We start from the raw sequence: 26,460 nt of genomic DNA on the forward strand, positions 1-26,460 counted from the left end.
CGGGGCGTCGCAGCCGCACGGCCGCCGCCGTGCTGAACCGCTACCCCCACTCCGGGCGTCGTACCCGACTGTCTCGCCCCCTGATCAGCACCGGCCCCCACCGGCGCTGTTCATCAGAGTAAGGCCGGGGGGCAGGAGCGGAAGCTCATTTGCAGAACTGGTTGTCCAGCGCGTTTATCGTGTGCCGCATGTTTCGTATGGAGACAGAAGTCGACAGGGAACGAAGCCAATTGCTGCTTTCGCGGCTGCGCGCCAGCAACACCGCCGCGTCGCCGGTCCTGCGCGACCTGCGCGGAACCCCGGAGGCGCGAGAGGTCCCGTTGCATGTGTGGGCCCTGGACGAGGCGGGCGAACTGGCCGGTGGCCTGGTCGGTCACACCTGGGCCGGCTGGCTGCACGTCGTCCACCTCTGGGTCGACGAACGCCACCGGGGGGCGGGCCTGGGTTCGCGCATCCTCTCCCGGGCCGAACACCTGGCCGCCCGCGAACGCGCCTGCCGGTCGGCCCGGTTGGAGACCTGGGACTTCCAGGCGCCGGAGTTCTACAAGCGCCTGGGCTATGAGGTGGTGTGCGTGATCCCCGACTATCCGCCGGGGATCACCGAGTACACCCTGACAAAGCGGCTCGGCTAGGACTCGGGTCAGGAGACCCGGCGGGCTCCGGCCGAGGGGACCGCCACGAAGACGCGCGGGGCCGTGAAGGCGGCGTCGGCGAAGGCCTCCTCCACCGCCTTGGTGACCGCGTCCGCGTCGGTGGCGTCGACGAGGACGATCGCGGAGCCGCCGAAGCCGCCGCCGGTCATCCGGGCACCGAGGGCGCCGGCCGCGAGGGCGGTGTCGACGACGAGGTCCAGTTCGGGGCAGGAGATACGGAAGTCGTCGCGGAGGGAGGCGTGGCCCTCGACCAGGACGGGGCCGATCGCGCGGGTCTCGCCCGACTCCAGGAGGGAGACCACGCGCTCGACGCGCTGGTCCTCGGTGACCACGTGACGGACGAGGCGGCGGACCTCCTCGTCGTCGCCGAGGCGGTCGAGTGCCGCGTCCAGCTCGTCGTAGGCGACGTCCCGCAGCGCGTCGACGCCGAGCAGGGCCGCGCCCTTCTCGCAGCCGGCGCGGCGCTTGCCGTACTCGCCCTCGCTGTGGGAGTGCTTGACCTGGGTGTCGACGACCAGGAGCTGCATGCCCTCGGCGGCCAGGTCGAAGGGGATCTGCCGCTGGGACAGGTCCCGGGTGTCGAGGAACAGGGCGTGGCCGCTCTCGCAGCACGCGGAGGCCGTCTGGTCCATGATCCCGGTGGGGGCGCCGACGTAGACGTTCTCCGCGCGCTGGCACAGGCGGGCCAGCTGCCAGCCCTTGAGGCCCAGGTCGTAGAGGTCGTTGAGGGCGAGGGCCACGACGACTTCCAGGGCGGCCGAGGAGGAGAGGCCGGCGCCCGTCGGGACCGTGGAGGTCAGATGGACGTCCGCGCCGGTCACGGCCGTGTGGCCCGCCTCGCGCAGGGCCCAGACGACGCCCGACGGGTACGCCGTCCAGGCGCGGTCGGCCTCCGGGGTCAGCGCGTCGAGGGACAGCTCCACCACGCCGCCCTCGACGTCGTCGGAGTGCAGGCGCAGGACGCCGTCCGTGCGCCGGGAGACCGCGGCGACCGTGGTGTGCGGGAGGGCGAAGGGCATGACGAAGCCGTCGTTGTAGTCGGTGTGCTCGCCGATGAGGTTCACCCGGCCCGGCGCGGCCCACACTCCCTCCGGCGCCGCCCCGTAGAGCTCCTCGAACCGCTCGGCGACGACGACAGCCTCGCTCATCCCCTGCCCTGACCTTTCCGTACTCGACCGACGAACCGGCTCGGCCGATGAACTGGCCGAGCCGGCACACTACTGGGCGCGAACGGGCGCGAGTGTGCGCCCCTGGGAGCTGCCGCGCCCCATTCTGTTACCGCGCGCTACTGCGCCCGCTCCTGCGTGAAGCGCCACGCGTCCGCCACGATCTCCGCGAGGTCCGCGCGTGACGGGTTCCAGCCGAGCCGTTCGCGGGCCGTGGCGGCGGAGGCGACCAGGGTGGCGGGGTCGCCGGCCCGGCGCGGGGCGACGACCTCGGGGATCGGGTGGCCGGTGACCTGGCGGACGGTCTCGATCACTTCGCGCACCGAGAAGCCGTTGCCGTTGCCCAGGTTGCAGATGAGGTGCTCGCCCGGCCGCGCGGCGTCCAGCGCCAGCAGGTGGGCGTCGGCGAGGTCGGCGACGTGGATGTAGTCGCGGACGCAGGTGCCGTCGGGGGTCGGGTAGTCGTCGCCGTAGACGGAGATCGCGTCCCGCCTGCCCTGAGCGACCTGGAGGACCAGGGGGATGAGGTGCGACTCGGGGTCGTGGCGCTCGCCGCAGGTGCCGTACGCCCCGGCGACGTTGAAGTAGCGCAGCGAGACGGCGCCCAGGCCGTGGGCGGCGGCCTCGCCGGTGATCATGTGGTCGACGGCGAGCTTGGAGGCGCCGTACGGGCTGGTGGGCCTGGTCGGCGCGGACTCCACGATGGGGGTGGTCTCCGGCTCGCCGTAGGTGGCGGCCGTGGAGGAGAACACCAGCTTGCGGACGCCCGCCTCGCGCATCGCGGCGAGCAGCGCCATGGTGCCGCCGACGTTGTTGTCCCAGTACTTCTCGGGCTTCACGACGGACTCGCCGACCTGCGAGAACGCGGCGAAGTGCAGGACGGCGTCGAAGGAGCCGTCGAGCCACTTGCCGGCGTCGCGGATGTCGCCCTCGATGAAGGACACGCCGGCGGGCACGCCCTCGCGGAAGCCGGTCGAGAGGTTGTCGAGGACGACGACCTCGTGGCCCGCCTCCAGCAGATGCTGGGCGACCACGCTGCCGACATACCCCGCGCCACCGGTGACCAGGTACTTACCGCTCATGAACTCGCTACCTCTCGCAGTCGCTCGGCCGCGCGCTCCGGCGGCACGTCGTTGATGAACACGTTCATGCCGGATTCGGAACCCGCGAGAAACTTCAGCTTGCCGGTGGTGCGGCGAATGGTGAAGAGCTCCAGATGCAACGCGAAATCCTCGCGCTGGACACCTTCGAACTCCTCCAGGGTGCCGAACGGGGCCTGGTGCCAGGCCGCGATGTACGGCGTCGGAGGCTCACCCTCACCGAAGATCCGGTCGAAGCGCCTCAAGAGTTCCAGATAGACCTGGGGGAATTCTGAGCGCGCGTCCTCGTCGAGCCCGAGGAGGTCCGGCACCCGGCGGCGCGGGTACAGGTGCACCTCGTACGGCCAGTGCGCGGCGAACGGCACGAAGGCGACCCAGTGCTCGGTCTCCAGGACCATCCGCTCGCCCGCGAGTTCGCTCTCCAGGACGGCGTCGAAGAGGTTCTCGCCGCCGGTGGCGTCCTTGTGGGCCGCCAGCGAGCGCAGCATCAGCGCGGTGCGGGGGGTGGTGAAGGGGTACGCGTAGATCTGCCCGTGGGGGTGCCCCAGGGTCACGCCTATCTCGGCGCCGCGGTTCTCGAAGCAGAACACCTGCTCGACGGAGGGGAGATGGGACAGCTCCGCCGTGCGGTCGGTCCAGGCCTCCAGGACCAGGCGGGCCTGCTCCTCGGTCAGGTCGGCGAAGGACGCGTTGTGGTCCGAGGTGAAGCAGACGACCTCGCAGCGGCCGGAGTCGCCGGCGAGCGAGGGGAAGCGGTTCTCGAACACCACGGCGTCGTACGACGAGTCCGGGATCTCGCTCAGCCGGTCGCCCTCGGAGGGGCAGAGCGGGCATTCGTTCGCCGGGGGGTGGTAGGTGCGGCCCTGCCGGTGCGAGGCGATCGCGACGGAGTCGCCGAGCAGCGGGTCCCGGCGTACCTCCGAAGTGGTGACGGTGCGCTCCAGGGGCCGCTTGTCCACCGCGTCGCGCACGGTGTCGTCGCGCAGGTCGTAGTAGATCAGCTCACGACCGTCGGCCAGCCGGGTCGAGGTCTTCTTCACGCCGGACTCCCCATCCCACCCATCAAACAGAACCAAACACATCAAAGCACAAGTTCCGACGTTCGTCACCATCACAATCAAACAAAGATCACCAGATGCCAACTGAAGTGGAGCTGCGCATGGAGAATCTCGCGGATCCCTCCGGCCCCGCCGGCCCTGCTGGTCCCGCCGACCCCTCCGGCACCGCCGGTCTCGCCGATCTCGCGGCCGAGCTGCGGCTCCCCGTCGACTGGCTCGACTACACGATCCTGGCCGTGTACTTCGTCGTCGTCCTCGGCATCGGGTTCGCCGCCCGGCGGTCGGTGCGCACGAGCCTGGACTTCTTTCTCTCCGGGCGCTCACTGCCGGCCTGGGTGACGGGGCTCGCGTTCATCGCGGCCAACCTGGGCGCCACCGAGATCCTCGGGATGGCCGCCAACAGCGCGCAGTACGGCGTCTACACCACGCACTGGTACTGGATCGGCGCCATCCCGGCCATGGTCTTCCTCGGCCTGGTGATGATGCCGTTCTACTACGGCAGCAAGGTCCGCTCGGTCCCCGAGTTCCTGCTGCTGCGCTTCGACCGGGGCGCGCACCTGCTGAGTTCGGTCCTGTTCGCTTTCGCCGCGATCCTGATCGCCGGGGTGAACCTGTACGCGCTGGCCATCGTCGTGGAGGCGCTGCTGGGCTGGCCGGAGTGGGTGTCGATCGTCGTCGCCGGCATCTTCGTACTGGCGTACATCACCCTCGGCGGACTCTCCTCGGCGATCTACAACGAGGTGCTCCAGTTCTTCGTGATCCTGGCGGCCCTGATCCCGATCACCGTGCTGGGCCTGAAGAAGGTCGGCGGCTGGGACGGCCTCTCCGACTCCCTGACCGAGAGCCGAGGACCCGACTTCGTCACGGCGTGGGGCGGCACCGGCATCGGCAGCGACAACCCGCTCGGCGCGAACTGGCTGACGATCGTCCTGGGTCTCGGCTTCGTGCTCTCCTTCGGCTACTGGACGACGAACTTCGCTGAGGTCCAGCGCGCGCTGAGCGCGAAGAACCTCTCGGCCGCCCAGCGCACCCCGCTCATCGCGGCCTTCCCGAAGATCTTCATCGTCTTCCTGGTGATGATCCCGGGCCTGGTCGCGGCGGTCCTGGTCCCGCGGATCGGCACCTCGGAGTCCGACCTCCAGTACAACGACGCGATCCCGTACCTGATGGAGGACCTGCTGCCCAACGGCGTCCTCGGCATCGCCGTCACCGGCCTGCTGGCGGCCTTCATGGCGGGCATGGCGGCGAACGTCTCGTCCTTCAACACGGTCTTCACCACGGACATCTGGGCGAAGTACGTGGTGCGGGACCGGGAGGACGGCTACTACGTGCGCTTCGGCCGCCTGATCACGGCGATCGGTGTCCTGGCGTCCATCGGCACGGCCTTCCTGGCCTCCTCCTTCTCCAACATCATGAGCTACCTCCAGACGCTGTTCTCCTTCTTCAACGTGCCGATGTTCGTCGTCTTCATCATCGGCATGTTCTGGCGCCGGGCCTCGATGAAGTCCGGCTTCTGGGGTCTGCTGGCCGGCACCACGGCCGCGATGCTCAATTACTTCGTCCTCTACAAGCAGGACGTCATCGACATCCCGACCGACCAGGGCGCGAACTTCGTCTCCGCGATCGCGGGGTTCGTGGCGGGCGCCGTGCTCATGGTGGCCGTCTCCCTCTTCACGGCCCCGAAGCCGGACGCGGACCTCCAGGGCCTGGTCTACGGCACGCGCTCCCCCGGCATGGACGAGCCGCCGGGCGAGGGCGACGACGCGTGGTACCGCCGACCGGCGCTGCTCGGCTGGGGCGCGATCGTCCTGGCGGCGGCGTGCTACATCCCGTTCTCGTTCTAGGCACCGAGGAGCACCATGACCGATCACTCCGGTTCCTCCGGATACTCCGAACGTGACGTCCAGCGCGAGGTCACCGAGCTCCAGGGCAGGTCCGCGACCGCCGCCCGCCTCTTCGACATCCGCCGCATCATCGGCGGCCTCTTCGTCCTCTACGGCGTCATCGTCACCCTCGCCGGCCTCACGGCGTCCGACGCGGAGATCGACAAGGCGGTGGGGGTGAACATCAACCTGTGGACGGGCTTGGGGATGCTGGCCCTGGGCGTGTTCTTCCTGGGCTGGCTGTGGCTACGGCCGGCGGCTCCGCCGGTGGAGGGGGAGCGGTCGGAGGGGGAGCGGGACTCCAGATGACGCCGGGCGTGAGGGCCGGGAGCGCTACGGCCCTTGTATCTCGCCCGGCCGAGGCTAGGGTCGTGGCTGGTGACGGTCACCGAGGAGGGGGATCCAAGGGTGTACGGGACAGTGACGGCGGTCAGCAGCAACGGCGCGTACTCGTTCACCAAGCCGAACCGGGACAGCATCACACTGCTCGCCGGGCTCGGGGTGGAAGGTGATGTGCATGCCGGGGTGACGGTCAAGCACCGTTCGCGGGTCGCGCAGGACCCCACCCAGCCGAACCTGCGCCAGGTCCACCTGATCCATGAAGAACTCTTCGCGGAGGTCGGCGCGGAGGGGTTCACGGTGGCACCCGGTGACCTCGGCGAGAACATCACCACCACCGGCATCGATCTGCTCGGGCTGCCGGTGGGCACGCTGCTGCGCATCGGGGACGAGGCGGTCCTGGAGGTGACCGGCCTGCGCAACCCCTGCGTGCAGATCGACAACTTCCAGGCCGGGTTGATGAAGCGGGTGGTCGGCCGCGACGCGGCCGGGAACGTCGTGCTCCGGGCCGGAATCATGAGCATCGTGAAGGAGGGCGGCGTGGTGCGGCCGGGCGACCCGATCAAGGCGGAACTCCCGAACGGGCCGCACCGCCCCTTGGAACGGGTCTGACGTCCCACCGCAGATGTCAATTTCTTGCGTGACGCGAGTGCAACTGACGAATGCAGATTGGGAGTTGATGGGGCCGTACCTGCCGATCGGCGAGTACGGCCCGTATCCCGAGCGGCTCCGGCAGCAGTTCGAGGGTGTGATGTGGCGGTTCAAGACCGGCGGGGTGGCGGGAGATGCCGCAGGAGTTAGGCGCCTGGTCGACCGTGCACAACCGCTTCCGGCAGTGGCGTGACGCCGGCGTCTTCGAGGCCCTGCTGGAGGGCCTGATCGCGGAGGCGGCGAAGCGGCGAGGACGTCGTCACTGCGCGGTTCGCGGCCCCGTCGGCCGCCCCCGCACCCGGCCGGACGCGGTCGCCGGGGACAATGCCTGCTCGTCCCGCGGCAACCGGTCTCACTTGCGCAAACGCAGGAGAGGAACACCGTCGAGCGCCTGATCAACAAGCTCAAAGAACTCACCCGAGGCGCCCCTTGATCACAGCCCTGTCGCGCCCTAAGGGCGGACGTAAGGCCGGGTCATGACCTCCATGTTGTGACCGTCCGGGTCGTCGAAGTAGGCGCCACGACCACCGAACAGACGGTTGATCTGGCCGGGCTCGGTGTGGCCGGGGTCGGCGTAGTAGGTGACCCCGACCACCTCCAGACGGGTGATAACGGCGTCGAACTGCTCGTCAGGGACGAGGAAGGCGTAGTGCTGCGACTGGATCGGCTCGTCCCTCTTCTCATAGAAGTCGAGCGTCACGCCGTTGCCGAGGTCGACGGGCAGGAACGGCCCAAACGGGGCGCCGACCTTCAAGCCCAGCACCACGGCGAGGAACTCGGCAGACAGGTGCCGGTCGCTTGCGTAGATGGCCGTGTGGTTCAGCTGGACGCCAGCCGCCGGCAGCTCGGGTTCATGCGTGTACTGCTGGTCATAGGACATCAGTGGTGTGTCTCCGGTCTTGGGATCCGCTGGTATGGGGCGCCCTGTACGGGCGCCGGGAGCTAAGACACGGAGAAGGGGGCGGGCCTCTTGCCCGCCTCGTGCTCACGCCGAGGCCGGGAACCTCACTCGTGCGTGGCCCAAGGCCGACCCGGCAGTCACCTGACCGACCTTAGTGACCATCACATGCGTGGGCAACATCGTTTCTTGGCCGTGCCCGCCCGCGGATCAAGCCGTCATGACGTCATAGCGGGTCGTCACGGCTCTACTGATCACGACCCGATACGCGCCCTGGCCGATCAGCGGAACAGATCCTCGGCGGCGGTCACCCGAAGGGCTCGTTCCGCCCAGATCATGAGCTGGGCCCGGTCAGGACAGTCGGTGACGCGTTCGCGGACATGGTCCGGCACCTGGATGCCCCGCAACTCGAGAATCTCGAGGATCATCTCGGCTCGACCCTCCAACCGGCCCTCCACCCGGCCCTCCTCGCGCGTCTGCTCAGCGAGCGGGTGTCGCCAGAAGTACTGCGTATTCGTCATCAGTTCCCTCCAGATCTTCAGTGCCTCCGGGTCTGTCAGGCACGAGTCGACGAACTGCACGAAGACCGCCGCGCTCTCCGCGTCAACGGTGCGCAGGGCGGTTACCAGGCATTCCAGTATGGCGGCAGCCTTGCGGCCCTTGCCATGCGTCATCGCCGAGAGCACCGCGAGGGGTACGTCCCGTTCGGCTGCTCTCTCGTCCGCGATGACCGGTACGTTGTCCGGGCCCAGCACCAGTGGTCGCACCGTCAGCGAGGGGCGACCACGCACTCCGAGATGAATGGGTTCCGCCGCCCAGCGGGCCGTGGCGCCGCTCTGGGTGATCACGATGAGCACCGGGTCGCAGTGGTACTTCGCGTACAGGTAGCTGAGGTAATACGGCCAACTGCGGCGCTTGCCCTCGTCCTTCTTCCCCTGTGACTCGACGATCAGGAGATACGTCCCCTCGTCGGCCTCCGCCCGCATGAGTGTGTCCACGCGCCGCTCGACGGGCGCGATCTCCGTGAGGTCGACGTTCATGGCGGCGAACTCGTGCGGCTCGGGAAAAGGCACGCGCAACACCCGCTCCAGGGCCCGGGTCAGCAGCGCGGGGTCCTTCTGGAAGATCCGGTGCAGTGCCTCGTGCGACGAGCTGACCATCGGCTCTCCTTTCTGTCGGCGTGTTCAACGAGCTAGGCGGCCATCAGTTCGCACCACACGTATTTGCCGCGTCGGCCGAAGCGGGACGACGGCTGCCAGCCCCAGATGTCCGTGCAGGCGCGGACGAGGGCGAGGCCTCGGCCGGTCTCCGTGTCGGGCTTCGCCAAGTGGCATGGGGGTTCCGGGGGTTCGGGGTCCGCGTCCCAGGCTCCGATCCAGAGCGTGCCGTTCGACCAACGGACGCGCAGAGCCGCCGGGCCCTTGGTGTGGAGTACGGCATTCGCGATCAGTTCCGTGGCGAGGAGTTCGGCGGGGTCGAGGAGGGCGGCCAGGCCGTGCGCGGTGAGGATCAGGCGGAGGGTGCGGCGGGAGACGGTGACGGCTCGGGGGTCGTGGGGGATGTGGAGGACGTACTCCCAGGGTTCGGAAGCCACTTCGGGCATGGGGAGATCCCTTCGGGGTGGGGGTCGGGGGGCGGTCCGGTGGCATTGCCTCAACCGTCGGGGCATGACGGAGTGGTGCGCTTCCGGAGCACCGGATGACACCGCAGCGTGTGCGGCGCATCACTGACGGTAGGGCATTAATTTCTGCCTCTGCAACCCGCTGCCGTAATCTGGCACCCGAACGTGGCATGCCGACAAGGACGTTGGGGAGTACATGGCGGCACGGAGCAACCCCACCGCGCGGCAAGTGCGCCTGGGAGCGGAGCTGCGCAGGTTGCGCGAGGCCGCCGGCTTGAAGGCCCGTGAGGTAGCGGCGTTTCTGAACTCGACTTCGACGCAGATGAGTCAGGTGGAGGCAGGCATCGCGGCCGTGAGTGCGGAACGCATCCGCCGCCTCGCAGCTCACTACGCGTGCGCCGACGAGGAGTTGATCGACGCGCTCGCGGCTATGGCCGGCGAACGCGCACGCGGCTGGTGGACCAGGTACCGAGGCGTCCTGCCTCAGGTGAACCTGGACGTGGCGGAAGCGGAGCACCATGCAACGTATCTGCGCGAGATCGTCATCAACCGCGTCCCGGGGCTGCTCCAAACCCCGGACTACGCCCGAGCGGTCTTCAGGTACATGCGCCCGGAGCTACCCGAGAGCGAGCTCGTGCCTCGGGTCGAGTACCGGTTGAAGAGGCGCTCAGTCATCGAGGGCGACACTCCTACCCCGTACGAGACGATCGTCCACGAGTTTGCCTTGCGCATCCGAGTAGCCGACCGCCAGACCTCCGTGGCTCAACTCCGTTGGATCCTGGACCGGATCGAACAGGGCAACGTCACCGTGCGCGTCATCCCCATCGACCAGGACGGCTTCGCCGGTGCCGGCGCCTCGATGATGTACACCGGTGGACCAGTGCCGCGACTGGACACCGTCCTCCGGGACGCCCCCACCGGCGTCGTCTTCGTCGATGAGGAACCGCAGCTGCAACGGCTCCGAACACTCCTTCGTAGAGTGGAGGAGGCGGCGCTCGAACCCGTGGCGTCGCGGGACTTCATCCAGCGTTTGGCGAAGGAGCTGTGAGACACCGATGAAGCACACCCCGCGCTGGCAGAAGTCGACGTTCTCTGACGGCGGCGAAGGTGACACCTGTGTCGAAATCGCCACCGCCGCCGGGGGCATAGCCCTCCGTGAATCCACCACCCCCGCCACCCACCTCCGCACCACCCCCACCCCCCTCGCCGGACTCCTCCTCCACATAAAGGCGGGCGGGGTTCGTACGACGAGCTGAGGAAAGCCCCCGGCGGCATACGGGGGCGTGCCGCATGGCTGGTGAGGTACGCGCGTTTCTACGGTGGCTCCATGCGTACCCCCCACAGCCGTCGCACCGCCTCGACCACCGTCGTCGCCCTCGCTCTCGCCCTCCTCGCCACCCTCGCCCCGGCCCATGCCCGCGCCGCGGCGGACCCGCTCCAGCGGGACGCCGACGCTCTTCGGGACACCGGTGTGACCGGTGTGTCCGTGCGGGTCGACCGGCCTCGCGGGACGCGGACCGTGCGGAGTGGGGTCGGTGATCTCCGGACCCGCGTGCCCGTGCCGCGCGGTGAGTACATCCGGATCGGCAGCACCACCAAGACCTACGTCGCCACCGTCCTCCTCCAACTCGTCGGTGAGGGGCGGCTGTCGCTGGAGGACCGGGTGGAGCGGTGGCTGCCGGGGGTGGTGGAGGGGAACGGGAACGACGGCCGCCGGGTCACCGTGCGGCAGCTCCTCCAGCACACCAGCGGGCTGCCGGACTACATCTCCGACGTCGTCCCCGAGCTGAGCGCCGCCGGGTATCTCAAGCATCGGTCGACCACGTACACCTCGGCGCAGCGCGTCGCCTTCGCCATGACGCATCCTCCCGTCTTCGAGCCGGGCGCCCGCTGGGAGTACTCCAACACCAACTACATCCTCGCCGGGATGGTGATCGAGGCGGTCAGCGGGAAGGGGTGGGATCAGGAGGTCCGGGAGCGGATTCTGCGGCCGTTGCGGCTCACGCGGACCTTCGCTCCGGGCAACGATCCCCGGCTTCCCCGGCCCCATGCCCGGAACTACCAGCAGTTCGACGCGGGGGGCGACGCCCCCATGACCGACACCACCCTCGCCTACCTCCCCTTCGACGGGGATGCCGACGGGTCGATGATCAGCACCACCGCCGACACCAACCGCTTCTTCTCCGCGCTGCTCGGCGGCAGGCTCCTCGCCCCCGCCCAGCTCGCCGAGATGCTGCGTACGGTCGCCGTGCCCGACACCCCCGGCGAGGTGCCGGGCTCGCGCTACGGGCTGGGCATCGGCTGGACGCCCCTGACCTGCGGCGGCGGCTACTGGGGCCACAGCGGCAGCGGCTTCGGCTTTCTGGCGTGGCCGGGGACGACACGGGACGGCCGTACCTCCGTCACCGTCGCCGTGCACAGCCGGCCGGGCGACGAGCGGACCGCCGTACGGCAGATCGGGGCCATGACGGACCTGGTCGACCACGCGCTGTGCGCGCGGCCGGGGGCATAGCCACCCGGCCGCGCGCCACGCAGCGGCACTACAGTCCCGCCCCCGGCACCCCCGGGGGCACCGGTCCCGCCCGGTCCAGCAGCCCCGTGCGGGCCGCGAGCGCCGCCGCCTCCAGGCGGGAGCCGACGCCGAGCTTCATCAGGACGCGTTGGACGTGCGTGCGGGCCGTCGACGGGGCGATGCCCATGCCCGCCGCGATGAGACGCGTGTCCTCACCCTCCGCGACGCGGACCAGGACCTCGACCTCGCGCGGGGTCAGCATCTGGAGCAGGCGTTGGCCCTCGTCGTCCGGCTGGGCCGCCGGGTTGAGGAGTTCGCCGAAGGCGCTCTGGAGGAGTTGGGGCGCCACCGCCGCCTCACCCGCTCGGGCCTTCATGATGGCGCGTTCGACGCCCTCGATGCGTTCGTCGTGGCGGACGTAGCCGGACGCCCCGGCCGCGAACGCCGCCGCGATGCCGCGCGGGTTTGGGACCGGTCCGAGGACCAGGACCGCCACCTGCGGGCGTTCGCGCTTGATCTTCACCACCGGGTCGAAGATCCCCGGCTCGGCGGGTGTCGCCGTGCCGATCAGGCACACCTCCGGTGCCCTGGTGATCACCAGCTCCGCCGCGCCCGCGGCGGGCGCCGCCGCCGCCAGCACCCGGTGTCCCCGCAGCTTCAGGGCCGAGGCCAACGCCTCGGCCAGCAGTCGGTGGTCGTCGACCACCATGAGCCGCACTCCCATCGAGCCACCCCACCCCCAGTCCCCCACAGTCCCCCAGATGGTTGCCCACTATGGCCGCCCACCGGACCTCGCGGACAGAAGCCCCCCGACTTCCCGTCGACTCGCCGGTCGACGCCCGCTCTTCATGCCCCCGGAAGCTACACGCTTGTTCGACGTTGCGCTCCCCCTACGGGAGAGAAGTGCCCGGATTACCGAAATTCCCTCCGATTCGAGCGTGATGAGGGATACGTGCACGGCCCCGCCCCTGAGCTGGGGCGGGGCCGTGGAACGAGGCCGAGGGGGCGCGTGGGGTTACTTCGCCCCGAAACCGAGCGCCGTGTACTCCTTCTCGTCGTCCGAGTAGGGCTTGCTGACCAGTTCCGAGCCGATGAACCAGCGTCCGTCGGTGTAGAGCATCTCGCTCATCGTCGGCGTCATGGCGCTGATCGCGCGGAGCACCGACTCGGAGGCCGGGGTCTCCAGCAGCTTGGTCTGCTTCAGCGTCTTGCCGTCGATGGAGACGATCTGGGCGCCCTTGTCGTACGGGCCGTCCTTGTAGGCGATGACGTTCGGCCCGTCCATCCGGATCGGGAACAGCTCGTGGTCGTCGCCCGCGTCCACACGGTCACCGGTGGGCTTCCCCGTGGCCAGCGAGAAGGAGACGATCTCGTTGGTGGAGCTGTAGGAGCCGGTGCCGTCGTGGCTCTTGGTCGGCATGTACACCTTGTCGTTGCCGACGTAGATGCCCTTGCAGGCCCAGACACCGCGGACGGGGCACTCGTACTCGTACTTGTCGTCCGGGATGGAGATCTTGGCGCGCAGCTTGCCCTTGTCGTCGAGGGAGAAGATGTCGGTCGTGCCGGTCAGCGGGACGTCGCTGCCCGTCACCACACCGAAGACGACCGGGTTGGTGGAGATGACCTTGGCGCGCTGGATGCCGGAGGGCACCTTGTACGTCCACTTGACGCTGCCCGACTTCGGGTCGAGCAGCTGGATCTCGAAGGTCTCGCTGCCGTAGTCGCCGCACTTGCGGACCGCGATCAGCTGGGCGCCGCCCGCGTAGCCCTCGTCGGTGCACTGGCCGGCCTTCGGCGACCACAGCACCTTGCCGGAGTTGACGTCGAACGCGGCGCCACCGGAGTAGCCGCCGGCCGCGGCGACCGTCGTACCGGAGATGGTGACCTCGCCGAACGGCACCTTGCTGCCGCTGAGGTCGGCGCTCTTGGTCCACACCTCCTTGCCGGTCTCGACGTCGAACGCGGTGACCTCGGTGCAGGGCTGGCGGTCGTCGTTGTTCTTGCGCTTGGCCGCCTCGGTCACCACGACGGCGATGCCCTCGGTGGTGATCTCACGGGAGCCCGCGCAGGTCTGGCCGGACAGGTCCAGCGTCCACTTGGTCTTGCCGCTGTCCGGGTCGTAGCCGACGATCTTGTTGAGCGCGGACTTGGCGTACGTGGTCTTCGTCAGCCAGGAGCCCTTGACGCTGTCGATCTGGAGCTTTTCCTTGACCTCGTGCGCGGGCACCTGGAAGAGGATCTTCGCGCTGGGGCTGGCCGGTGCCTTCTCCTGCGCGGTGGTCGGGATCTCCACGCCGCCGGACGACGAACCGCCGGACGAGGAGCCGCCGTCGTCCTCGCTCTTGGTGTCGTCCTTGCCGCCGGAGGTGCCCTCCGAACTGGCGGTGTCGTTCTTGCCGTTGTCGTCGTCGCCGCTGGAGGTGGCGATGTAGACGCCACCGCCGACGATGAGCGCGATGGCCGCGACCGCCGCGGTGATGATGATCGCCGCGGTGTTCACCTTCTTCTTGCCGCCCGGGCCGCCGGGACCGCCGGGACCGCCCGGGTGGCCCACCTGCGGGTGCATCGGCATGGTCTGCGGCTGGTAGCCGTACGGCTGCTGCCCGTAGGGACCCGGCTGCGGCTGCTGGCCGTACGGGCCGGGCTGCGGCTGGCCGTAGGCACCCGGCTGACCGGGCTGACCGGGCTGACCCGGGTAGCCGTAGCCGGGCTGCTGCGGCGGGGGCGTCTGCGGGTAGCCGTAGCCCGGGGCCGGCGCGGGCGGGCCCTGCGGCGGAGGCGTCGGGGCACCGAAGCCGCCGGCCGGCGGGGGTGTGGGCGCGCCGAAACCGCCCTGCGGCGGGGGGCTCTGCGGGGGCTGCTGGCCCGGGGCCGGCGGCTGAGCCGGAGGCTGGGCGGGCGGCTGGCCCTGCGCCGGGGGCTGGTCCTTGGACAGGGACGGGGCGGGCGGCTCGTTCGGGGGCGGGCCCGGCGGCTGGTTCGGCGGGGGCGGCGGCTGCGTCATGACGTGGATACCTCGGAGCGGATCTCGGTGGTCGGGTGGGGGACGAGCGGGGCTGTCACTTGCCGTAGGCCAGCATCAACTTCTCCTTCGACTCGTCGGCACCGCTGAGCAGGGTCGAGGAGATGTAGAAACGTCCGTCCACGTAGTCGATGGCCCTCGAGTAGAAGGAACTCTCGATCGCCGCGGCGCTCGCCGGCATCCGCAGCAGCTCGGTGGGCGCGGGGCTGCCGCCCGTGGTCGGGAACGACACGATCCGGCCGCCCGCGTCGGACGACGGCTCCACGTACGCGATCAGCTTGCCGCCTTCGGTCCGCACCGGCTCCATCACCGCGTCGGCGGCGGGCGACTTGACGCGCCACTTCTCCTTGCCGGTGGCGAGGTTCAGCGCGACGATCTGGTTCGTGCCGTCCTTCTCCTCGGTCGGCAGGTAGAGCGTGTTCGCGTCGCTCGCCACACCGGTGCAGCCTGCGAGGTTCCCGGAAAGGATCCCGCTGTCGCACTCGGGGGCGAACGAGGCGTCGGAGTCGACCTGCGAACGGGTCGATCCGTCGGCCTTGAACGTGGAGATGTTCCAGGTGTTCTCTTCCTCGTTGGTGAGGTAGAGGACGAGCGGGTCCACGGAGTACGCGTTCTCGACCTTCCAGCCCTTGGGGATCTTCCGCGTCCACTTGGCCTTGCCGGTCCTCGGGTCCAGCTCCTGGACCTCGTCGTGCTCCTTGTCGGTGGTCACCGCGCAGGAGGAGACGACGACCAGCCGCGTGCCGCCCGCGAACCCGGACGGGTAGCAGGACTGGCCGTAGGTCTTCTTGTCGAACAGCTTCTTGCCGGTCTTGACGTCGTACGCCGTCCCGGACTGCGAACGACCCACCACGAGGGTGTCGCCGGCGAGGGCCAGGGAGACACTGTGGGCGCTGTCGAACAGGTCGCCCTTCTCCAGCTCGGCCGACCACCCCTTGGCGCCGGTGTTCAGGTCGAGCTGCTGGAGCTGGTCGCACTCGGCGTTCTTCGAGGTGCTCTTCTGGTACGCGACCACGGCCCGGTCGTCGGCGGTCGCCTCCGGGGTGACCGCGCAGATCTTGCCGGGGAACTCGATCGGGTCCCAGGCCGGGTCGCCGTCACCGACGTTGTAGGCGAACAGCTGCTTGTACGCGGGCTTCACCGCGACCTTGTCGGTGACCAACAGGCCGGGGGCGCTCGCGCCGGAACCGGGCGCGTCGGGCGCGCTCTTGTACCAGAGGACCTTGGCCTCGCCGTCCTTGCGGTCGGCGTTGAGGTCGGAGATGTCGAGGTCCTCGCCGCCGTCGCCGCTGCCGTCGCCCTGGTTGACGGGCGCGGAGGGCGTGTCGGAGGGCTTGTCGTCCCCGGAGGGGCCGGTGCTCTCCTTGGCGACGGGCTTCTTCTCGCCGTCGTCCCCGAGGCTCGTCACGGCGAACACGGCGCCGCCGACCACGAGGAGCGCGGCCACGGCCGCCCCGACGACCACCGCGGGCCTGCCCTTGAAGGGGTTCTTCGACCCTCCGGGGCCGCCACCGACCGGCGGGGGCGTGGGCGCGCCCGCGTACTGCGACTGCGGGTAGCCGTAACCGGCCTGCGACGCCGGGTTGTACGGGCCGGGCTGCGCGTACGGGCCGGGCTGCTGCGGCTGGCCGTACGGGCCGGGCTGGGTGTACGGACCCGGCTGCGCGGGCGGCTGCTGAGGGGGGTAGCCGTAGCCGGGACCCGGTGCGGGCGGGCCCTGCGGCGGGGGCGTCTGCGGGTAGCCGTACGGCTGTTGCGGTTGCTGCGGGTGTTGCGGCTGCGACTGCGGTGGTGGATTCTGCGGAACTCCGTAACCACCCTGCGGCGGATGATCGGGCGGCTGAACCATCAGCGCTCTCCCCCTGTTCGCTGCTTTCGAGCCACCCGTGACCACGCGTGGTGTCGCTTCTCAGACCGTTCTCAGACGGCTCTTTCTATCACTGCGACGCGCTCGCACATGGGGCCGGTCGCTCCCCTGTTCCCAAGGGAGAACCGGCCCGTGATGCGCCCGTTACGCTCCTTCACGCCCCCTTCACGGGACGCGCGCGGGGCCTCGGCCTCGAACACGGGCCCCCACGGCGGATACCCGCCCGGATCGACCGACTACGCGTCGTCCGCCAGTTCAAGCCACCGCATCTCCAGCTCCTCCTTCTCGCCCAGCAACGCCCTCAACTCGGCGTCCAGCTCTCCCACCTTCGAGAAGTCGGTCGCGTTCTCGGCGATCCGCGCGTGCAACTTCGCCTCCTTCTCGGAGACCTTGTCCAACTGCCGCTCGATCTTCTGGAGTTCCTTCTTCGCGGCACGGACGTCGGCGGCGCTCTTCTGCGACGCGGTCTCGGCGGCGGGCTTCACGGCGACCCCGGCGGACGCCGCCGCGGCCTCCTCCATCTTGTGGCGCCGCTCGATGTACTCGTCGATCCCCCGCGGCAGCATCCGCAGCGCCGCGTCACCGAGGAGCGCGAACACCTTGTCCGTGGTCCGCTCGATGAAGAACCGGTCGTGGGAGATCACGATCATCGACCCGGGCCACCCGTCGAGCAGGTCCTCCAGCTGCGTGAGCGTCTCGATGTCGAGGTCGTTCGTCGGCTCGTCGAGGAAGAGGACGTTGGGCTCGTCCATCAGCAGCCGCAGCAGCTGCAGCCGTCGCCGCTCACCACCGCTGAGGTCGCCCACCGGCGTCCACTGCTTCTCCTTGTTGAAGCCGAAGGTCTCGCAGAGCTGCCCCGCCGTCATCTCGCGCCCCTTGCCGAGGTCGACGCGGTCGCGGATCTGCTGCACGGCCTGGAGGACGCGCAGGTTCGGGTCGAGTTCGGCGACCTCCTGGGAGAGGTACGCGAGCTTGACGGTCTTGCCGGTGACGACCCGCCCGGCGGCCGGCTGCTTCTCCCCCTCGCTGCGCGCGGCCTCCGCCATGGCCCGCAGCAGGGAGGTCTTGCCGGCACCGTTGACACCGACGAGGCCGATCCGGTCGCCCGGCCCGAGCTGCCAGGTCAGGTGCTTCAGCAGCACCTTCGGACCGGCCTGCACGGTGACGTTCTCCAGGTCGAACACGGTCTTGCCGAGCCGGGTCGACGCGAACTTCATCAGCTCGCTGGTGTCGCGCGGCGGCGGTACGTCCGCGATCAGCTCGTTGGCCGCCTCGACGCGGAAGCGGGGCTTCGACGTACGGGCGGGGGCGCCGCGCCGCAGCCAGGCCAGCTCCTTGCGGACCAGGTTCTGCCGCTTGGTCTCCTCGGTGGCGGCGATCCGCTCCCGCTCGGCACGGGCGAAGACGTAGTCGGAGTAGCCGCCCTCGTACTCGAAGACGGTGCCCTTCTGCACGTCCCACATGCGGGTGCACACCTGGTCCAGGAACCAGCGGTCGTGGGTGACGCAGACGAGGGCGGAGCGGCGCTCGCGCAGATGGTTCGCGAGCCAGGAGATGCCCTCGACGTCCAGGTGGTTGGTGGGCTCGTCGAGGACGATCAGGTCCTGCTCCTCGATGAGCAGCTTGGCAAGCGCGATGCGGCGCCGCTCACCGCCGGAGAGGGGGCCGATGACGGTGTCGAGGCTCTGCGGGAAACCGGGCAGGTCCAGCCCGCCGAAGAGGCCGGTCAGTACGTCCCTGATCTTGGCGTTGCCCGCCCACTCGTGGTCCGCCATGTCCCGGATGACCTCGTGCCGGACGGTGGCGGTGGGGTCGAGCGAGTCGTGCTGGGTGAGCACGCCGAGGTGGAGGCCCCCGGAGTGGGTGACCCGGCCGGTGTCGGCCTCCTCCAGCTTGGCGAGCATCCGGATCAGGGTGGTCTTGCCGTCCCCGTTCCGCCCCACGACGCCGATCCGGTCCCCTTCGGAGACGCCGAGCGAGACCCCGTCGAGCAGGGCGCGGGTGCCGTACACCTTGCTGACGTTCTCGACATTGACCAGGTTGACGGCCATTACTCTCCTGCCACGGGGACGATCGACCCTCCAGGGTAGTCGGCGGGGCGCACGGGTGTGACGGGGCGGCGGGCGGTCGCACGCAGGCGGCGGCCGCGCCGGGTGAGGCCCCAGGGTTTCAGCACCGAGATCACCGTCATGAAGACGTACGCGGAGAGCGAGACGACCGGGCCCATGAGGACGTCCCCGGCGTCGGGCAGCGGGCCGCCGGCCGCGACGGCGGTGACGGCCGCGTTCACGCCGGGGCGCAGGGCGAGGACGGTGGCGGTGAGGGTGGCCAGGGTCAGCCAGAACTTCGTCCAGACCCAGCGGTGGCGGGCCAGGCCCCAGGGGGTGCCGAGCGACAGCGCCAGACCGCTGGTGAACGTCAGCAGGCCGACCGGGATCAGGAGCCAGTCGGCGAACAGCTTCATGGCACGGACGGACGCGTCCACCGCGGCCGCGGACGACGTGGTGGCCGCGGTGACGCCGAGCGCGAGCAGGCCGAGGGTGAGCCCCAGCCATCCGGCGGCGCCGACGACATGCACGACGAGGAGGGCGCGGCGTGCGGGGCGGCGTAGGGGGCCGCGCTGGGGGCGGGGGTTCGTCTTCATGTTGGCCACGGTGCCGGGGGTGGGGGCGGTGGGGCGTCTGCCGGCGGGAGTATTCGGGCGTACGGAGGGGGGAGTACGGCGGGGGGGGTGGGGGGGGTGCGGTGCGTTGCCGGGTGCGGGCCGGTGGGGCTTCTCGCGCAGTTCCCCGCGCCCCTAAAAGACCAGGGCCCTGCGGGCCTGGAAGACCACGGCCCAGCGGCCTGGAAAGCGGCGGGGCTGCGGCATGAAAAGCGCGGGGCGCAGCCCCGGCTTTTCAGGGGCGCGGGGAACTGCGCGAGAAGTCGCGCCGGAGCCGCAGTCGCCCACGGCGAGATCGCGCACGAAGGCCGTGCGCCCCGGGGTATCGGCACCCGGGGCGCACGGCGGTCTCGTGAGGCCCTATCGGCGTCGCTGCTGGATCAGCGCCGCCGCCGGGGCCAGGGAGCGGCCGTCGTCGGCTGACTCGCGGTGGACGGGCATGTCGTCGCGGATCAGGTTCTCGGGGATGAAGACGGCCGCGGCGACGCCTCCGTTGGTCGACTGCCGCAATTCGACGCGCAGACCCTGGCGGTCGGCGAGCCGGTTCACCACGAACAGGCCGATCTGCTTGGCGTCGAGGAGGTCCACCTTCTCGGACCGGAGCTTGGCGTTGGCCTCGGCCATCGCCTCCTCGTTCATGCCGAAGCCGCTGTCCTCGACCTCGATGAGGATGCCGTCCCGCAGCCGGGCCGCGCGCAGCTGCACCTTGGTGGAGGGCGGGGAGAACGCGGCGGCGTTCTCGACGAGTTCGGCGAGCAGATGGATGACGTCGGCGACGGAACCGCCGTTCAGCGACACCTTCGGTACGGCCCACACCTGGACCCGGGTCGCGTCCTCGATCTCGGCGACCGCGGCCCGTAGGACGTCCGTCAGCGCGATCGGGTCGCGCCAGCCCCGGCCAGGTGCGATGCCCGACAGGATGAGCAGCGACTCGGAGTGGCGCCGCATCCGCGTGGCGAGGTAGTCGATCCGGTAGAGGTCGTACAGCTCGGCGTGGTTCTGCTGTTCCTGCTGGCGCTGCTCCATCACGCTGAGCAGGTCGAGCTGCCGGTGCAGCAGCACCTGGCTGCGGCGGGCGAGGCTGACGTACACCCCGGAGATGCCGCTGAGGAGTTCGGCGCGCTCGGAGGCCGCCTTGAGCGCGGCCCGCTGCACGGCCGTGAGCGCGGTGCCCACCTGGGCGAGTTCGTCACCGGCGAGGCGCCGCATCGGGGCCTCGGCGTCGATGTCGACGCCCTGCCCGGCGTGCAGCTTGCGCATGGCCTGCGGCAGCCGGCGCCCGGCGACCTCCAGGGCGGAGTTGCGCAGGTCGAGGAGTTCGACGATGAGGCCGCGCCCGACGCCCACGGAGACCAGCAGCGACAGGAGCACACCGGCGAGGCCGAGGACGACGGCGACGCCGGACGCGCCGAGCGTGTCCCAGCCGAAGACGTCCGCCTTGGCCGCCGCGCCCGTTCCCGCGTTCTCCTCGGCTGCGGCCAGGCCCTCCAGCACGGCCTTCGAGGAGGCGTCCCAGTCCTTCAGCACGGCCGTCGACACCGGTCCCGCGCCGACGTCGGTCACCCCGTCCTCGACCTTGGCGAGGGCGGCGTAGCTGTCGCTGTCCAGCAGCTCGTCGTACGCGGGCCGGTGCTCGGCCTTGAGGTCGGCGACGGCCGGCTTCAGCAGTTCGCGCTGGGTGGCGACGGCGCCGACGAACAGCGCGTACTGCTCCTTGCCCAGCGTCCCGGAGGCGGTGGCGGCGGCCAGCAGCGCCTGCTCGCGGGCGACGGCGTCGCGGGCCCGGGAGAGTTCGAGGACGACCCGCGCCTCGGAGGTCGCGTCGGTGCCCTTCTCGCTGGTGAGCGCGCCGGTCACGGCGAAGGCGTGGTCGATGACGGTGGAGTACCTGGTGTACGCCGACGCCACGGCATCCTTCGCGCCCGACCCGGTGTCCGCGCGCAGGGTGGCGAGGTCGCTGAAGTCGGCTTCGAGGGTGTCCAGGCGGTCGGGCAGCCCCGGATCGATGAGGGCGGCGTCCGAACTGGAGGAGCTGAGGCCCGCGCGGAGCGCCGTCACGGCCTTGTCGGTGGTCTGCTGATCGGCCCTCAGCTCGTCGAGACCTGGCTCGGTGCGCTTGGCGGAGTACCGCATCGCGGCCGTCCGCTCGGCCTGCAGCGCGGTCACGAACTCGGCGACCGGCTCGAGCAGTTCGCTGTTGACGTCCTTGGCCCGCTCGGTGTCACCGATGGCGGCCACGGTCGTCACGGCGGCATAGCTCCACAACGCCATCAACGACACGATCGGCAGCATCAACAGGGCGACGATCTTCGCCCGTACGGATCTGGGGCGCAGCAGCCGGGTGGTCGCACGGAAGATTTTCATTCGGGGACCTCATCGGGAGAGAGAGGATCGAGCGCCCCGAAGGGGCGCGGGGAACTGCGCGACCAGCCCCCACGGGCCCGCAGCAAAAGACGGCGCTCACAGCGGAGCGCCGACGTTCACGCCGTCGACAGTTCGACCTCACGCAGCAACTCGTCGGCGAAGGAGGACTCCGCCCGCTTGCCCGTCGGCGAAAGCGCCACGTACGCCGAGGTCAGGAAGAGGAACGACCCCAGCAGCACGGCCAGGGGGAACAGGAACTCCGTGGCGGTCGCCCCCGCCAACTGAGCCGTACTGGGCGCGAGATCGATGCTCACGGCGTACATCGCGGTGTAGTGCATGCTGCTCACCGCGAGCCCCATGACCAGCGCGGCGATCGCGGCGAGCACCCCGCCCCGCACGATCAGCGTGAGCGTGAGCGCGGCGGTCGCCGCGACGACGGCGATCGCCACGGAGGCGATGACCAGGGAAGGGTCGTAGCTGATCTCGCCGTGCAGGTCGAGCGCGGCCATGCCGGTGTAGTGCATCGCGGCCACGCCGAGGCCGGTGCCGAGGCCGCCGAAGGCCACCGCGCGGATCCGGGAGCGGCCGTAGCCGGCGGTGAAGACACCGGCGCTGACCACGGCGATCGCCATGACCAGGCTGAGCACGGTCATGGGGACGTCGTAACGGATCGGGGTGCCCTGCACGCCGAAGCCCATCATCGCGACGAAGTGCATGGTCCAGATGCCGGAGCCGATCGCGAACGACGCCAGCGTGAGCCAGTTCCGCTTGGAGGCGCCCTCGGCCTCAAGTGCCCTGACGGTGCAGCGCAGTCCGAGCGCGGAGCCGACGCAGGCCATGACGTAGGAGAGGACGGGGGTGACCCATCCGGCGCTGAAGTGGTTGATGTGTTCCATGAGGAACCCCTCTCGCCCGCCGCGGGGACGACACCACGCACACGGGAAGTACCGCCGGTAACGAGGCACCGGGGATCGAGATCATGCCACCCGAAAATGAGCGGCGAATCGCCCGAAGGGGACCAGAAGGGACTTCCGTGAACATTAAAGTACTGTGGCGTGGGTTACAAACTGAGGGGTTTGGCAGACCATTGCGTGACCTGCACATTTCCTCCACCGGACCGCTCCGGTCAGGCACTTGACCGTGTGCCACGACCAATGAGTTCCACCAGCGCCCACCCGGCGAGCGTCATGGCCACGGCCACCGGCGCGCTGACCTGAACGGCGATCAACAGGGCCGTACGCCCCTCGAACAGCCCACCGAATCCGACCATGGAGAGCCCCAGCACCCCGAACAGACACAGCGTCACCCCGAGAGCCGCGGCAGGCCCGGAATACGCGCCCGACCTGCTGGAACGGCTCGGCAGAGAGGGCTGAGACGACGGTCGGGAGGGGCGGGCCGCAGGCCGTTCGAAGCTCCGGAAGGCGGCGACGAGAACCGCCGTGAGGACGGCCGCGGCCACGATCCGCAGGGGCAGTTGGGCCCACCAGGTGCCCGTCGCGGGCGTCGGCAGGTCGACGTCCAGGGCGAGCAGTACGCCGTACACCCCTAGCATGGCCGAAAGATGCCACAGGAACGCGGTCATCGAGATGCCGTTGGCCGCCACGACCGTCCGCCACACCTTCGGCCGCTCCAGCCACCGCGCGACCGGCCCGCGCACCCACTCCACCGCGCCGATGAGCCACAGCCCGTGGCACAGCAGCGCGAAGGTCGGCGGCGCCATGTTCGACACCTTCTCGCCCGGCATCCCGACCATCGACAGCGGATACGGCCCGTACGCCACCAGCAGCGCGGCCCCCGCGAGCCCGGCACCGGCGAGCAGATACGGCCGCGTCAGCCGTCCGTCGGCACGCAGGAACCCGAGTTGGTGGATCGCCAGCCACACGAAGGCGAAGTTGAGGAACTCGACGAAGGGCACGTCGAGCGCGAAGCGCAGGACGTCCACGAGCGCGGCGGCCGCGACCAGCCCGCCGAACGCGCCCCATCCGTACCTCTCGTGCAACCTCAACAGCGGTGGTGTGAAGGCGACCATCGCCAGATAGATCCCGATGAACCACAGCGGCTGCGCGACCAGTCGCAGCGCCACGTCGAGCAACCCGCCGCCCTGTCCCGCGAGATGGAGGACCACGGCGGCGGCGCCCCACACCCCTATGAAGACCATGGTCGGCCGCAACAGCCGCTGCAGACGGGCCCGGAGGAACGCGGGGTAGACGGAGGCGCCGTCCGGTGCCTTCCGGCTGAGCGAGCGGTAGGAGAGGGCGTGCGAGAAGCCGCCGACGAAGAAGAACACCGGCATGATCTGCAGGGCCCAGGTGAGGATCTGGAGCCCCGGCTCGACGGCGAGCAGGTTGCCCACCTCGACACCGCCGCCGTTTCCGGTGGTCACGGCCGCCATCAGCCAGTGGCCGAGGACGACCGTGCCGAGGGAGGCGACGCGGAGGAGGTCGACGTACCGGTCGCGGGAGGCCGGGGTGGCGGCGGCGAGTTCGCTCGCGCCGGCCCGTGCGCCGGCTGTGGCGCTGGCTGTTGCGGTCATGGGAGTACGGTCGCGCGGGCGCCGGGGTGGGCGGCAGCGCTTCCGTACTCACGTCGAGTCTGAGTACCTACGGTGGTTGCCCGTGCTTTTGGTGATCGCCGCGCCTACGGCTGTAGCCCCTGGACCACGGTCGCCCCGGGCGCGGGCGAGTCGGCCACGCGGGCGGACTTGCACGTACCGGACGCCAGGAGACCGTCGGCGACGGCACGGGCCGACTCCGCGTCCCGGGCGAGGAAGGCCGTGGTCGGGCCCGAGCCGGAGACGAGCGCGGCGAGAGCGCCCGCCGCGTGGCCTGCGGCGAGGGTGTCGGCCAGTTCCGGGAAGAGGGAGAGGGCGGCGGGCTGGAGGCCGTTGGAGCCCGGCAGGAACGCGGCGAGCGCGTCCACGTCGCCCTTGGCGAGCGCGTCGAGCAGCACCTCGGAGGCGACGGGCTCGGGGACGACGTCGTGCTCGTGGAGCCGGTCGAACTCCCGGTAGACGGCGGGCGTGGAGAGGCCGCCGTCGGCGACGGCGAACACCCAGTGGAAGGTCCCGCCCACGTCGAGGGGCCGCAGCCGTTCCCCCCGGCCCGTCCCGAGGGCGGCCCCGCCCACCAGACTGAACGGCACGTCGCTGCCCAACTCGGCGCAGATGTCGAGAAGTTCGCTGCGCGGGGTGTTCGTGCCCCAGAGCGTGTCGCAGGCCAGCAGCGCGCCGGCCGCGTCCGCGCTGCCGCCGGCCATGCCGCCGGCGACGGGGATGTCCTTGACGATGTGCAGTCGGACGGCGGGCTCGATCCCGTGCCGCCGCGCGAGCGCGAGCGCGGCGCGGGCGGCGAGGTTGGTCCGGTCCAGGGGGACCTGGTCGGCGCCGGGGCCCTCGCAGGTGACGGTCAGTTCGTCGGCGGGGGTGGCGGTGACCTCGTCGTACAGCCCGACGGCGAGGAAGACGTTGGCCAGGTCGTGGAACCCGTCGGGCCGGGCACCGCCGACCGCGAGCTGCACATTGACCTTGGCGGGAACGCGAACGGTGACGCTCACGACTGACGGGACTCCTCGTGCTGGGGCTGGGGGTGGCGGGGCTTGTGGCGGCTCATCGGCCGGTCGCGCCGGCGTCCTCGGTGACGCGGTTCTCGGCGATGGCGGCGAACTCCTCGACCGTCAGGGACTCGCCGCGGGCCTGCGGGGAGACCCCGGCGGCGACGAGGGCGGCCTCGGCGGCGGCCGCGGAACCGGCCCATCCGGCGAGGGCGGCCCGCAGGGTCTTGCGCCGCTGGGCGAAGGCCGCGTCGACGACCGCGAACACGTCCCGCCTGGCGGCGGTGGTCTTGATCGGCTCCGTACGGCGGACCAGGGAGACGAGCCCGCTGTCCACGTTCGGCGCGGGCCAGAATACGTTCCGCCCGATCGCGCCGGCGCGCTTGACCTCCGCGTACCAGTTGGCCTTCACCGACGGCACGCCGTACACCTTCGAGCCCGGGCCGGCGGCGAGCCGGTCGGCGACCTCGGCCTGGACCATCACGAGGGTGCGCTCGATGGTGGGAAAGGTCTCGAGCATGTGCAGGAGCACGGGGACGGCGACGTTGTAGGGGAGGTTCGCGACGAGGGCGGTGGGGGCCGGGCCGGGGAGTTCCGTCACGTCCATCGCGTCCGAGTGGACGAGGGCGAAGCGCCCGGCGCGGGTGGGCATGCGGGCGGCGATCGTGGCGGGCAGGGCGGCGGCGAGTACGTCGTCGATCTCGACGGCCGTGACCCGGTCCGCCGCCTCTAGGAGGGCGAGGGTGAGCGAGCCGAGGCCCGGGCCGACCTCGACGACGGTGTCCTCGGGGCGAACGCCTGCGGTCCGCACGATGCGGCGGACCGTGTTCGCGTCGATCACGAAGTTCTGGCCGCGCTGCTTGGTCGGACGCACGCCGAGCGCGGCGGCGAGTTCGCGGACGTCGGCGGGGCCGAGGAGGGCGTCGGGGGAGGGGCTGCTCACGGCACCAGGGTACGGGGCGGGGGGCTTCGCCCGGTTCTTGGGCGCCTGGTCGCTCGGGGGTGCGGGTTCGTTGGCGACTGCGGCTCCGGTGGGGCGTCTCGCGCAGTTCCCCGCGCCCCTGAAAGCCCAGGCCCCTGCGGGCCTGAAAAGCACGGGGCGCAGCCCCTGCTTT

The 26,460-nt window shown here is 70.5% G+C and carries 23 protein-coding genes and 1 pseudogene; 8 read left to right on the forward strand and 16 right to left on the reverse strand.

The window, feature by feature from the left end; translation table 11 throughout:
- Positions 1-188: 188 nt before the first annotated feature.
- Positions 189-632 carry a GNAT family N-acetyltransferase gene (locus L3078_RS19000; RefSeq protein ID WP_239755070.1) on the forward strand — a complete coding sequence of 148 codons (444 nt, stop codon included), beginning with the start codon at positions 189-191 and terminating at the stop codon, positions 630-632.
- 8 nt (positions 633-640) lie between these two features.
- Here L3078_RS19000 and galK read toward each other — a convergent pair whose 3' ends face one another.
- The 3 genes from galK to galT all read right to left on the reverse strand — a co-directional run bounded on the left by galK (position 641) and on the right by galT (position 3,959).
- A complete protein-coding gene (gene galK, locus L3078_RS19005) occupies positions 641-1,801 on the reverse strand; it encodes a galactokinase (RefSeq protein WP_239755072.1) in 1,161 nt (386 codons plus the stop codon).
- A 137-nt stretch (positions 1,802-1,938) separates the two neighbouring features.
- On the reverse strand, positions 1,939-2,901 hold the full coding sequence (gene galE, locus L3078_RS19010; RefSeq protein ID WP_239755073.1) for a UDP-glucose 4-epimerase GalE: 963 nt from the start codon (positions 2,899-2,901) through the stop codon (positions 1,939-1,941).
- A complete protein-coding gene (galT, locus tag L3078_RS19015) occupies positions 2,898-3,959 on the reverse strand; it encodes a galactose-1-phosphate uridylyltransferase (RefSeq protein WP_239755074.1) in 1,062 nt (353 codons plus the stop codon). The genes galE and galT overlap by 4 nt, the downstream gene beginning before the upstream one ends.
- A gap of 95 nt (positions 3,960-4,054) precedes the next feature.
- Here galT and L3078_RS19020 point away from each other — a divergent pair, with 95 nt between their 5' ends.
- The 4 genes and pseudogenes from L3078_RS19020 to L3078_RS19035 all read left to right on the forward strand — a co-directional run.
- On the forward strand, positions 4,055-5,821 hold the full coding sequence (locus L3078_RS19020; RefSeq protein WP_239755075.1) for a sodium:solute symporter family protein: 1,767 nt from the start codon (positions 4,055-4,057) through the stop codon (positions 5,819-5,821).
- A gap of 15 nt (positions 5,822-5,836) precedes the next feature.
- The gene (locus L3078_RS19025; protein ID WP_239755076.1) at positions 5,837-6,169 is read left to right on the forward strand and encodes a hypothetical protein; all 333 of its coding nucleotides are present in this window, start codon (positions 5,837-5,839) and stop codon (positions 6,167-6,169) included.
- 99 nt (positions 6,170-6,268) lie between these two features.
- A complete protein-coding gene (locus L3078_RS19030) occupies positions 6,269-6,811 on the forward strand; it encodes an MOSC domain-containing protein (RefSeq protein WP_239755077.1) in 543 nt (180 codons plus the stop codon).
- A 28-nt stretch (positions 6,812-6,839) separates the two neighbouring features.
- Positions 6,840-7,218, forward strand: a pseudogene (locus tag L3078_RS19035) (transposase); the annotation flags it as partial.
- Positions 7,219-7,301: 83 nt separating this feature from the next.
- Here the strand turns inward: L3078_RS19035 and L3078_RS19040 are convergent.
- The 3 genes from L3078_RS19040 to L3078_RS19050 all read right to left on the reverse strand — a co-directional run bounded on the left by L3078_RS19040 (position 7,302) and on the right by L3078_RS19050 (position 9,351).
- Positions 7,302-7,730, reverse strand: a complete 429-nt coding sequence (locus tag L3078_RS19040; protein WP_239755078.1) for a VOC family protein — start codon at positions 7,728-7,730, stop codon at positions 7,302-7,304.
- A 299-nt stretch (positions 7,731-8,029) separates the two neighbouring features.
- Positions 8,030-8,908, reverse strand: coding sequence for an RpnC/YadD family protein (locus L3078_RS19045; RefSeq protein ID WP_239755079.1), 879 nt, complete (start codon positions 8,906-8,908; stop codon positions 8,030-8,032).
- 32 nt (positions 8,909-8,940) lie between these two features.
- The gene (locus L3078_RS19050; protein ID WP_239755080.1) at positions 8,941-9,351 is read right to left on the reverse strand and encodes an ATP-binding protein; all 411 of its coding nucleotides are present in this window, start codon (positions 9,349-9,351) and stop codon (positions 8,941-8,943) included.
- A gap of 214 nt (positions 9,352-9,565) precedes the next feature.
- Between L3078_RS19050 and L3078_RS19055 the strand changes: the two genes are divergently transcribed.
- The 3 genes from L3078_RS19055 to L3078_RS19065 all read left to right on the forward strand — a co-directional run bounded on the left by L3078_RS19055 (position 9,566) and on the right by L3078_RS19065 (position 11,881).
- Positions 9,566-10,417 carry a helix-turn-helix domain-containing protein gene (locus tag L3078_RS19055; RefSeq protein WP_239755082.1) on the forward strand — a complete coding sequence of 284 codons (852 nt, stop codon included), beginning with the start codon at positions 9,566-9,568 and terminating at the stop codon, positions 10,415-10,417.
- A 7-nt stretch (positions 10,418-10,424) separates the two neighbouring features.
- Positions 10,425-10,625 (forward strand): DUF397 domain-containing protein, encoded by a 201-nt coding sequence (locus tag L3078_RS19060; RefSeq protein WP_239755084.1) that lies wholly within the window; start codon positions 10,425-10,427, stop codon positions 10,623-10,625.
- Positions 10,626-10,696: 71 nt separating this feature from the next.
- The gene (locus L3078_RS19065; protein ID WP_239755085.1) at positions 10,697-11,881 is read left to right on the forward strand and encodes a serine hydrolase domain-containing protein; all 1,185 of its coding nucleotides are present in this window, start codon (positions 10,697-10,699) and stop codon (positions 11,879-11,881) included.
- 28 nt (positions 11,882-11,909) lie between these two features.
- On the opposite strand, the gene L3078_RS19070 is transcribed toward L3078_RS19065, so the two are convergent.
- The 10 genes from L3078_RS19070 to rsmA form a co-directional block, all read right to left on the reverse strand.
- Positions 11,910-12,605 (reverse strand): helix-turn-helix transcriptional regulator, encoded by a 696-nt coding sequence (locus tag L3078_RS19070; RefSeq protein WP_239755086.1) that lies wholly within the window; start codon positions 12,603-12,605, stop codon positions 11,910-11,912.
- A gap of 291 nt (positions 12,606-12,896) precedes the next feature.
- Positions 12,897-14,885, reverse strand: a complete 1,989-nt coding sequence (locus L3078_RS19075; RefSeq protein WP_239755087.1) for an outer membrane protein assembly factor BamB family protein — start codon at positions 14,883-14,885, stop codon at positions 12,897-12,899.
- A gap of 55 nt (positions 14,886-14,940) precedes the next feature.
- A complete protein-coding gene (locus tag L3078_RS19080; RefSeq protein WP_239755088.1) occupies positions 14,941-16,752 on the reverse strand; it encodes an outer membrane protein assembly factor BamB family protein in 1,812 nt (603 codons plus the stop codon).
- 254 nt (positions 16,753-17,006) lie between these two features.
- On the reverse strand, positions 17,007-18,821 hold the full coding sequence (locus tag L3078_RS19085; protein WP_239755089.1) for an ABC-F family ATP-binding cassette domain-containing protein: 1,815 nt from the start codon (positions 18,819-18,821) through the stop codon (positions 17,007-17,009).
- Complete coding sequence (locus L3078_RS19090) at positions 18,821-19,414, reverse strand: DUF2269 domain-containing protein (RefSeq protein ID WP_239755090.1); 594 nt, start codon at positions 19,412-19,414, stop codon at positions 18,821-18,823. Before L3078_RS19090 ends, L3078_RS19085 begins: the two co-directional genes overlap by 1 nt.
- Before the next feature lie 378 nt (positions 19,415-19,792).
- Entirely contained in the window at positions 19,793-21,796 is a 2,004-nt protein-coding gene (locus L3078_RS19095; RefSeq protein WP_239755091.1) for a sensor histidine kinase, read from the reverse strand.
- A 116-nt stretch (positions 21,797-21,912) separates the two neighbouring features.
- Entirely contained in the window at positions 21,913-22,692 is a 780-nt protein-coding gene (locus L3078_RS19100) for an MHYT domain-containing protein (protein ID WP_239755092.1), read from the reverse strand.
- A 230-nt stretch (positions 22,693-22,922) separates the two neighbouring features.
- Positions 22,923-24,329: an acyltransferase family protein gene (locus L3078_RS19105; RefSeq protein WP_239755093.1), complete on the reverse strand. Its 1,407-nt coding sequence runs from the start codon at positions 24,327-24,329 to the stop codon at positions 22,923-22,925.
- A gap of 104 nt (positions 24,330-24,433) precedes the next feature.
- Positions 24,434-25,348: a 4-(cytidine 5'-diphospho)-2-C-methyl-D-erythritol kinase gene (locus L3078_RS19110; protein ID WP_239755095.1), complete on the reverse strand. Its 915-nt coding sequence runs from the start codon at positions 25,346-25,348 to the stop codon at positions 24,434-24,436.
- 52 nt (positions 25,349-25,400) lie between these two features.
- Entirely contained in the window at positions 25,401-26,288 is an 888-nt protein-coding gene (gene rsmA, locus L3078_RS19115; protein WP_239755096.1) for a 16S rRNA (adenine(1518)-N(6)/adenine(1519)-N(6))-dimethyltransferase RsmA, read from the reverse strand.
- Positions 26,289-26,460: the final 172 nt, after the last annotated feature.

Origin of the sequence: Streptomyces deccanensis, assembly GCF_022385335.1 — a bacterium.
In the GTDB taxonomy this organism is placed as follows: Bacteria; Actinomycetota; Actinomycetes; order Streptomycetales; family Streptomycetaceae; genus Streptomyces; species Streptomyces deccanensis.